The 10706-nt window shown below is 35.1% G+C and carries 5 protein-coding genes; all 5 read left to right on the top strand.

The genetic code is table 11. The annotated features are described in order from the left end of the window. Positions 1-74 precede the first annotated feature (74 nt). Positions 75-863, top strand: a complete 789-nt coding sequence (locus LACDD01_RS07820; protein ID WP_019293616.1) for a ParB/RepB/Spo0J family partition protein — start codon at positions 75-77, stop codon at positions 861-863. A 254-nt stretch (positions 864-1117) separates the two neighbouring features. Further along, positions 1118-2476 (top strand): chromosomal replication initiator protein DnaA, encoded by a 1359-nt coding sequence (gene dnaA / locus LACDD01_RS07815; protein ID WP_019335926.1) that lies wholly within the window; start codon positions 1118-1120, stop codon positions 2474-2476. A 163-nt stretch (positions 2477-2639) separates the two neighbouring features. Beyond that, positions 2640-3782 carry a DNA polymerase III subunit beta gene (dnaN, locus tag LACDD01_RS07810; protein ID WP_019293615.1) on the top strand — a complete coding sequence of 381 codons (1143 nt, stop codon included), beginning with the start codon at positions 2640-2642 and terminating at the stop codon, positions 3780-3782. A gap of 43 nt (positions 3783-3825) precedes the next feature. Further along, a complete protein-coding gene (gene rexB / locus LACDD01_RS07805) occupies positions 3826-7149 on the top strand; it encodes an ATP-dependent nuclease subunit B (RefSeq protein WP_061414099.1) in 3324 nt (1107 codons plus the stop codon). Next, entirely contained in the window at positions 7142-10705 is a 3564-nt protein-coding gene (gene addA, locus LACDD01_RS07800) for a helicase-exonuclease AddAB subunit AddA (RefSeq protein WP_061414097.1), read from the top strand. The genes rexB and addA overlap by 8 nt, the downstream gene beginning before the upstream one ends. Position 10706: the final 1 nt, after the last annotated feature.

Below are 10706 nucleotides of genomic sequence, written 5' to 3'. Positions count from 1 at the left end.
CCGTTGTCACGTTTCACCACTTATTTTTTTTGTGTTTTATTCTCGTTTTTGTCATTTTGTGGTATTATTAGCTCATGGAAGAAAAAATTTATCTACTAAATATAGAAGATATTAGTAAAAATCCTTATCAACCCCGCAAACATTTTGATCACGATAAGTTAAAAGAGTTATCACATTCTATAGAAGTTAATGGTGTTCTTCAACCCATTATTGTTCGTAAGAGTAATCTTTTTGGCTATGAACTTCTAGCAGGAGAACGGCGTTTGCGTGCATCGAAACTGGCGAAACTGGATAAGATACCAGCGATTATTCGTTCTTACTCTGATAAGGATATGATGGTGCTCTCTATTTTAGAAAATTTGCAGCGTGATGACATGAGTCCATTAGACGAAGCTGAAAGCATCAAAAAAATTTTAGAAAAAAGCTCATTGACTCATGATGAAGTTGCTCAACATCTCGGAAAATCTCGTTCCTATATTTCAAATCTCTTGAGAATTTTAAAGCTTCCTCAAGAAATACTTCATCTATTAGAAGAGAAAAAAATTAGTTTAGCTCACGCCCGGACACTTCTTGCTGAAGAAAATAAAGAAAAACAAGTTTCCTTAGCTCATAAAGTCATTCAGGAAAAACTTAATGTGCGACAACTTGAAGATATCATTTACCAAAAAGTTGCCACTAAAAAAACGAATAATAAAAAAAGCATTTATATAGAAGAAAAGGAAAAAGAAATTGCAAGATGTTTAGGTGTAAGTAATAAAATTTCATATAATGAAAAGCACCAAAATGGAAAACTAGAGTTGCATTTTGACAGTTTAGAAAAACTCGAAGAACTCTTGAATAAACTCACAAAAAATCCACAGTGAATTCACTGTGGATTTTTTATCCCAAGATTTATTCACAAAAATTTTGTTTTCCTTTTTTGTGGAAAAGTTTAGAAACGCTTGTTATAGCCTTTGTCTCCTGTGGAAAACTTTTTGTCCTTCCACATTATCCACATTTTTGGGGATAGTTATCCACTTCTGTGGAAAAATCGTATTTTTTTTCAACAGCGGTGGATAAATAGTTATCAACATGATATAATAGGTTCTACTTAATTTTAATATATTAGAGGAAAAATATGGCTCTCCAAAAAGAAAAAAAAGAATTTTGGACGAGAGTAAAAGAATTAGCGAAAAAAAATATCAAGCCGCAGTCTTATGATTTCTTCATTGAGCCTGCCCAACTGTTAGAAATTGAAAATGATGTAGCAACCATTATCGTGGGGGCGAAGTTTCATAAAGATTTTTGGCGGAGTCAGGAAGGACTAATCAGTACAGCTGGGTTTGAAATTTTTGATCGACCAATTCGTTTCAATTTACTTTCAGAAGAAGAAGTTTCAGAAAAAATTGAACAAGAAATCAATGAACAAGATGGCTTTGATGAAGCACCTGCTCTAGCAACTCCAGACTTCACGCGCTTAAATCCAAAGTACATTTTTGATAATTACATCCAAGGTGAAGGTAATAAATGGGCAAAAGCTGCTGCTTTTGCTGTTGCCGATAAACCAGGGGATGTTTATAATCCTCTCTTCATTTATGGAGGTTCTGGACTTGGCAAGACACATTTGATGCATGCGATTGGCAACGAAATCTTGAAAGATAATCCGCATTCTAAGGTTAAATATGTCTCTGCAGAAACTTTTGTCAATGACTATGTCAATGCAACACGTAAAGGACAGATGGCAAAATTTGAAGAAACATATCGAAACTTAGATATACTTCTTCTTGATGACGTCCAGTTCTTTAGTGATAAAGAAGGTACCCAAAACGAGTTTTTCAATACTTTTAATACTCTTCATGATCGTGGTGCTCAAATCGTTCTCACTTCGGACCGTATACCACAAGAACTCAATAAACTTGAAGAGCGTTTAGTGACTCGTTTTTCATGGGGATTAACGACAGACATCACAGCACCTGACTATGAAACACGTATGGCCATTCTCCAGACAAAGTCTGAGAGCAGTAATTTAGAGTTCCCTCAAGAAACTCTTAGTTATATCGCTGGCCAAATTGACTCAAATGTCCGTGAACTTGAAGGTGCACTTAATCGTGTAGAGTTTGTTGCGAAAACAAACAACCAAACGGTAGTCAATATTGATACCGCCAGTGAAGCTCTGCGTTCTCTTAAAAGTAATACGCAGCAACCTTTATCAAATTTGACAGTCAAAAAAATACAAGATGAGGTTGCAAAATACTATCATGTGTCAACAGCTGATCTTATTGGGCCTAAACGACCAAAAGAAATTGCATTTCCAAGACAAATTGCAATGTATTTAATTCGTGAATTGTTGGCACTCAGTCTTCCAGCTATTGGCAATGAGTTTGGTGGACGCGATCATACTACTGTCATGTATGCGCACAAGCAAATAACAGAAAAAATGAAAAATGACATCGATGTTCAAAAAGACATTGACGCCATCAAGCGACTGTTTCAATAAAAAGTGACCTGTGGAAAACTTCAAAAGATTTCCTTGAGTTATCCTCTACTTATACACAGTGGAAAACTTAGAAAAGTTCATGTTTTCACGCTTATCCCCATACTCACAAGACCTACTACTATTACTAATATATTTATATAAATAAATAAAGAAAAGGACTATCATGATAAAATTTTCAATTAACAAAGTAGCTTTTCAAAATGCACTAAAAATTACTAAACAAGCGATTGGTTCAAAAGTTACTATTCCTGCTTTAACTAAATTAAAAATTACAGTCAGTGCAGAAGGAATTACACTAACAGGATCCAATGGTCAAATTTCGATTGAGAACTTCTTACCTGCCAGTGATAAAGATGCTGGAATGAATATCTCTGGTACTGGTAGTATCTTATTGGAAGCTTCATTCTTTGAAAGTGTAGTTAGCCAAATGCCAGAACTTACTTTAGAATTTGAAGAATTAGAACAAAAACAAGTACTACTCACTTCTGGAAAGTCAGAAATTACTTTAAAAGGTCAGGATGCAGAAATTTATCCACGTATTCAAGAAATTTCACAAGAAAATCCTCTTAAAATTAATGTTGGTTTTTTGAAAGAAATTTTTACAGAAACAGTGTTTGCTGTAAGTACGCAAGAAAGTCGTCCTATTTTTACCGGGGTACATTTGGTCTTATCAGATAAGAAAAATCTCAAAGCTGTTGCGACTGACTCACATCGTATGAGTCAACGCTTGCTTGCTCTTGAGAATGATGGTTCTGATTTTGATGTCGTTCTTCCTAGTAAGTCTATCCAAAGTTTCAAAAATGTATTTACTAATGATGAGGAAGATTTGGATATTTCCTTGGCGAATAATCAAATTCTCTTCCGTAATGAGCGTATCAGTTACTACAGCCGTCTAATTGAAGGTACTTATCCTGATACGAATCGTTTAATACCTAATGAAGCTGATTATAGCTTAAATCTCGTCTTTGATGTGGCTGCTTTACGTCGTACAATGGAGCGTGCACGTCTCTTATCAAATGCAACAGCAAATGGTACCGTTAAACTTACTGTTTCAGGAGATTCAGTAATTACAACAGCCAATTCACCTGAAGTTGGTAGTGTTCATGAAGAATTGACAGCGATTGAAAAAACTGGTGAGGATATTGCAATCAGCTTTAACCCACAATATCTGATTGATGCGCTTCGTGTTATAAAAGAACCAGAAGTTCGTATTCGTTTCATTTCAAACGTTCGTCCTTTTACACTTCTTCCTAAAAATGATACAGACAGTTTCGTACAGCTTATTACACCTGTCAGAACAAACTAAAAAATGTTAGAATAGACTTAACGAAAGTGAGGTCTATTTTTTTATGGAAATCATTTATACTGAAATTACACAAGATCTAACTCAATTTCTTTTGGAGCGTGCTCAACAGGCATTGAAAGAAGAGAAAAAAGTTTATTATATTGTTCCATCTTCAATGTCTTTTGAAAAAGAAAAGGAAATTTTAGAGCGTATTTCATCAGGTGCAGATACAGCCGTTTTTGACCTCTTGGTTACACGTTTTAAGCAACTTCCTTATTATTTTGATCGTAAAGAAAAAAATACAGATGAAAAAGTCGAACTCAGTCAGTCTGGATTGAGTATGCTTTTTCGTAAAGTTTTGAAGTCTTTTTCTAAAGAAGAATTGCCACTCTATTATAGTTTGCAAAGTTCACCAGCTTTCCTTGAAATGTTGGTGAATTTGCGTGCAGAATTAGTTACTGCAAATTTAACCTGTGAAGACTTACCCGAAAGTCCCAAAAATATGGAGTTATCAGCAATTTTTGGACGTTTCGAAGATGAATTAAATCTCTCTTATGCTAATTTTTCAGAGTTTCAACATTTTATACAAAGTATAAATGAGGGCAAATTTAATCAGGTGTTACATGAGGCGGTAATCATTATTGATGGCTATACGCGGTTTACTGCTGAAGAGGAAAGTTTTATTTATGCCCTTCATTCCGCAGGTTCAGAAATCATCATTGGGACCTATACTCGTTCATCAGACTATAAGTTGACAGATTTTTCTTTGTCGGTTTACACGAATGCTCTAGAGATGATTCAACGTTTTCGCAATAAGTTTTCTGCTCAAATCTCTTCTGTTTCGAATACAAAACCAGATAAAGTATATGATAAGTTGACACGTTTGATTGAACTGGAAACTAATTTTATTCAAGAAAGAGAAAATATTGAGCTGGAGTCTAAAGATAAAGAACATTTTGAAATCTGGGAAGCAGAAAACCAGATGGCAGAAATCGAAGCCGTTGCTAAAGAAATTCGTCAAAAGATAGCTCAAGGCGCTTTATTTAAAGACTTTACGGTATTGGTTGGTGATGTGGAAGCTTACGCAATACCAGTTCAAGAAATCTTTGATTTGTATGAGATTCCTTTTTTCTATGCTCAGGAAGAAGCAATGAGTCAGCATCCCTTGATTATTTTCTTAGAAAGTCTTTATGCAATAAAAAAGAACAATTATCGTACTAATGATGTGGTCAATCTCCTTAAAAGTAAAGTTTACAGTGGTGTAAACTTTAGCCAAGATGCCTTAGATTACTTTGAATATTATATGAACAAGTATAAAATTCGAGGCAGAAAGAAATTTGCCACTGCTTTTGAAGAAAGTGAATTTTTAGAATTAGAGCAGGTTGAAACTTTAAGAGAAGAGATGCTTGGTGAATCCTCAGCTCTTCAAAAGTTTTTGACAGGTAGTTCAGAAAAAACGGGAGCCAAGTGGCTTGAACAATTTCAACATTTTATCCAAAATGGCAATGTTCTTGAGAATATGAATCTGCTTTATAATCAAGCTGAAGCTGAAGAAAATCATGTCTTGGCAGATAAGTACGAACAGGTTTGGAAATTACTGCTTTCTAATTTGAAGGAATTTCAGGCCGTTTTTGCTGAGCAAAAGATGAAAGTGCTCGAATTTCTTGAATTAATCCTAGCTGGATTGAAAGGTGCGAAATATCGCCAAATTCCTGCAAATGTTGATGTTGTCAATGTAAAAGACTATGAACTGGTGGAAGCAAGAACCAATAAGTATATCTATGCTATTGGTCTGACAATGGCTAACTTTCCCAAAATCAAGAAAAATTCTAGCTTACTTTCGGATGAAGAACGTGCGATTATTAATCAAAATGTATCTCATGATGATTTTCGTTTTATTGAGCAATTAAATATGACAAACTCTAGTAAGAATACCTTTACAAGTGTCTCTTTGGTCAATGCAGCAACAGAAAAGCTCGTACTTTCGACACCTCAAATTTATGCGAATGCTCAAGATGATAGCTCGGCATTATTGCAGTTATTTATTGAACATACAAAAGCAGGAGAAAGTGTTAAACGTGAAGTCTCTTCAGTTAATCTCCTGGAAACCGTAACGCATATAGGGAATACACGTTCTCTCATTACAAATATTGGGAAAATTGAACATCTACTTGCTCAAGAGGAAATCGATGGGGGAGAGGATAAACGTAGTTTTTGGTCCAGTTTATTCCGTATTCTTCTTAAAGAAAATCCCGATTTTCAACGTTTGATTTATAATCTTGATCAAGATATAGCTCCTGTATCCTTGGATCCTGAGACTGTAAAAGAAATTTACAAGGATAAAATCCATGCTTCTGTGAGTAGTTTTGAACGTTTTTATAATTGCGAGTACCAGTACTTTTTAGAACAGACCTTAGGATTAGAAAGTTTTGAAAATATAGATTTGAATTCAAAAGTCGTTGGTAATTTCTTTCATGAAGTTTTTGAAAAACTCCTAGATAATCCTAACTTGAACAGCGAAAATTTCGATGATCACTTGGAAAGTGTTTTACGTGATGTTGACACTTCCTATGCCCGCTATTTCACACAAGATGCAACAGCACAATTTACATGGACAAATCTTGGAGAAATCGTCAAGCAAACTGCAGTTGTTTTGAAAAAAGGCTTGGAAAATGATCAGATGAAGACTTTAGCAACCGAGAGTGCTTTTGGTTTACCGCAAAGTGAACTGGGTAATTTTTCTATAGACAAGATTAATTTACGTGGAAGGATTGATAGAATAGATCAATTTTTTAATGATAGTATTGGTGCTATTGATTATAAATCTAGTCAGCATAAATTTGATCTTGCGTCAGCTTATGATGGAACAAGTTTACAGTTTCTTACTTATTTAGATGTCCTCAAGCAAATGAATGCTGATCAAAAGCTTTGGGGCGCTCTTTACCTACAGTTAAAAAACGAAAGTATCAATCTTTCTGATGTAGATTATTTAGGAGAAATAGCTGCCTTATTAGCGAAAAAAATGCGCTATGAAGGTCTTATTCTGGAAGAGTATAAGGATAAAGTAAATCAGGAAATTGACGTTGTTAACATTAATCGAAATAATGTCTATAGTCAAGGGGAGTTTGAAGGCCTTATCAAGCTCAACGAAAGTCATTATGCTCGTGCGGGAGAACGACTGCGTGAGGGAGAGATAGCGATTAACCCAGTCATGACTAAAGAAGGTATCGATAAATCTGGTAACGTACACGGATGTCGCTATTGTCCTTTAAAATCAATCTGTCGCTTTGAAGCAAGTAGACATATGAATGATTATGCACGTGAAGTCGGTCAAAAAAGTCGCAAAGAGATTCTTGAAGAGTTGAAAGGAGGTCCAGTAAATGACTGAAGTAAAATTGACACCCGAACAGGAAGAAGCAATACATAGCCAAGGACATAATATACTCGTTTCAGCAAGTGCTGGATCAGGAAAGACTTTTGTCATGGCGAACCGGATTGTTGAAAAAATAAAAAATGGCATTGATATTGAGAGCTTGTTTATTTCAACCTTTACTAAAAAAGCGGCAGCAGAATTACGCATGCGTTTAGAAAAAGATCTAAAGAAAGCAAGTTATAAATCTCAAGATAGTATTGAAAAACAAAGGATTAAACTGGCATTACAAAAACTGCCTCATGCAGACATTGGTACAATGGATAGCTTTACACAGAAATTGTTACGAGAAAATTTTAATCGTGTAGATATTGATCCAAACTTTAGAATTCTAGCAGATCAGACAGAGAGTGATCTCTTGAAACAAGAAGTCTTTGATGATCTGGTCGAGCAATATCTTTCAGAGCAATCGGAAATCAAAGAGATAGCAAAAATAGATAAAAAGGCCTTTGAAAAGCTGGTAAAAAATTTTTCAAGAGATCGGAATATTAAGGGCTTCCAGAGCGTGGTTTACACGGTTTACAACTTTGCTTCATCAACAGAAAGTCCTGAAAATTGGTTAAAAAATGAATTTCTTAAAGGCTTTGATTTTTATCAAAAATTCTCTGATTTACCCGAATCTTTTTCACAAGATGTAGTCTTACAACTCGAAACCTTTATTTTAGATTTACAGAAATCTCTGACGGAAAAAAATCTTACGGGGAAAACTTTAGAAAAAGCACAGATCGTAGTGGATAATCAAGAACATCTTCTTTCTAGTTTAGCTCGGAGAGATTATCTTCAATTTACGGAAATTTTTAGATCTCTTGACTTTTCGCGCTGGTCATTAAAGAAAGATGAAATTTTAGCAGAAAGTTTTAAGTCTGTGATAGGAACCAAGACTGCTCCAGGTCTTGTAAGAGATTTTTTAGAAAAAATAAAACATTTGTCAACGATTGAAAAATATCAACCTGAAGCAAAAGTTTTGGCTGAAACCCTTCAAAAATTTGTTCTATATTTTTATAATGTCTATCTGGAGCGAAAACGTTCGGAAAATGCATTTGAATATTCGGATATTGCCCATTTTGCGATTAAAATATTAGAAGAAAATCCAGATGTCGCAACGGCTTATCGTAATAAATATAGTGAAATAATGATTGACGAGTATCAAGATACCAGTCATGTCCAAGAAGCGATGCTACGGTTGCTGAGTAAAAATGGTGACGGCTCTGATAATCTTTTTATGGTTGGTGATATTAAGCAATCGATATATGGTTTTCGTTTGGCCGATCCTAGTCTTTTTCTCAAGAAATACATGGCCTATGCTGATGAAACGAATCCTAATCAACTGATTCGTCTCAAAGAAAATTTTCGTTCACGCGGTGAAGTCCTCTCCTTCACAAATGAGGTATTTAAACATTTGATGGACGAAGAAGTGGGAGAAATGATATACGGTAAAGAAGAGGAATTGGTCCAAGGGAATCTTATGGACTATCCGGAGAAGTTAGAAGAGAACTTTTACCCTGAGCTCCTTCTTTATGAAGAAGATACTTTAGAAGATGAGTCAGAACAAATGAGTGATGGAGAAATAAAAGTTGTTGCTCAACAAATTAAGGAGCTGATAGCATCTGACGAGAACTTAGAATATAAAGATATCGCTCTTTTGGTACGTTCCAAATCTCAAAATAATAAAATTGAAGATATCTTAAAAGCTTACGATATTCCAGTCGTTTTGGATGAGGGGCGCGTTGACTTTTTAAAATCTCTTGAAGTAACCTTAATTTTGGATGTCTTGCGTGCTATAGATAATCCGCTCTATGATATTCCTTTAGTGGCGACCTTACGCTCACCAATGTTTAACTTTACAGAGGATGATCTTACAAGGATTAGTTTGAATGCTGGTTCTGATACCCGGTTTTGGCAGAAGTTGCAGCTTAGTGATGGAGAGCTGATAGACAAATCCCTTAAAACAAAGATTGATACCTTTTTGGAGAGGTTTACAGGGTGGCGTAAACTTGTAAACGAAGTCACTATCCATGAACTTCTATGGAAGATTTACACAGAAACTTTTTATCTGGACTATGTTGGAGCGCTACCAAATGGTGAGATGCGTCAAGCCAATCTTCATGCTCTTTCAGTAAGGGCTGAATCCTATGAAAGTTCGGGCTATAAAGGTCTTTTCCGATTCATCAAGATGATTGATAAATTTATGGAACAAAACAACGACCTTGCTTCTGTGAATATTAAGTTGCCACAAAATGCGGTAAGAGTAATGACTTTTCATAAGTCCAAAGGGTTAGAGTTTGATGTTGTCTTTCTCATGAATTTACAAACTAAGTTCAACCAGAAAGATCTAAGAGATTCGGTGATACTTACTCGGGAAAATGGCTTAGGAATGAAATATACTGCTGATTTAAAAAATGAGTCAGCTGTAGAGACCGATTTCCCCTATGCTTTGGTTAAAATGGAAACCTTACCGTATCTCGTCAATAAGGATTTGAAGCGAAATGCAATGCTTTCAGAAGAAATGCGTGTTCTTTATGTCGCCTTTACAAGAGCGAAGAAAAAACTCTATATGGTCGGTAAAATCAAACCAAAAGATCTGGAAAAATATGGGGAAACGAAATTAGAAAAAGGCATTTTACCTCTTAAATATCGTCAAGCTGCGAATGGCTACCAACATTGGTTGTTAGCTCTTCAAAAAGCACATAAGTTACCGATGAATTTTAAAGTAATCAAGGCTGCTGATTTACAAGGAGTTGATAAAAAGTTTACAGTTTATCCTGACTTTAAAAAATTAGCAGAAGACGCGAAAAAATTTGATAAAATAATGGACAGCTTATCCGATGTAAAACAAGCGCGTGCTATATTAGATTATCAATATCCAAAGGTAGCAGCAACGAAGCTTTCAAGCATTCAAACTCCCAGTCAAGTAAAAAAAAGAAGTTATGAAAAGCAATTAGAGTTGGGAAATGTTTTACCATCAAGTGAGTATGAACGTGTAAAACAGTTGGAGATGTTGGATTTTGGTCAACATAAAATTACAGCTGCCGAAATAGGTTCTGCTACCCATAGTTTTATGCAATATGCAGATTTTTCACGACCAAACTTATTCGACTTCCAACAAACCTTGGATCAGATGGAGCTTCTGGATGAAGTGAAAAACAAAATTGATTTACCCAAAATTCTGACTTTATTTGACACAGATTTTGGTAAAGTCCTGGTTGATAACGTGGAGCGTACAACTAAGGAAGCACCTTTTTCTATGTTGAAAACGGATGAAGTTGCACAAGAACAATATATTGTTCGAGGAATATGTGATGGCTTTATAAAATTTGAAGATAAGATTATCTTATTTGACTATAAGACGGATTATTTTCGCAATCAAGCGCAGATTGCAGAAATCAAGAAAAATTATGAAGTTCAGATGGAACTCTATGCAGATGCTTTAAGAAAGGCCTATCATGTCAACCAAGTTGACAAGTATTTGATTTTATTAGGTGGACCACAAAAAGTCGTCGTAGAAAGGTTGTAAA

The sequence above is a fragment of the Lactococcus sp. DD01 genome (assembly GCF_001578715.1).
In the GTDB taxonomy this organism is placed as follows: Bacteria; Bacillota; Bacilli; order Lactobacillales; family Streptococcaceae; genus Lactococcus; species Lactococcus petauri.
Note: the sequence above shows the minus strand (reverse complement) of the source record. Positions and strands in the feature narration are given on the sequence as shown.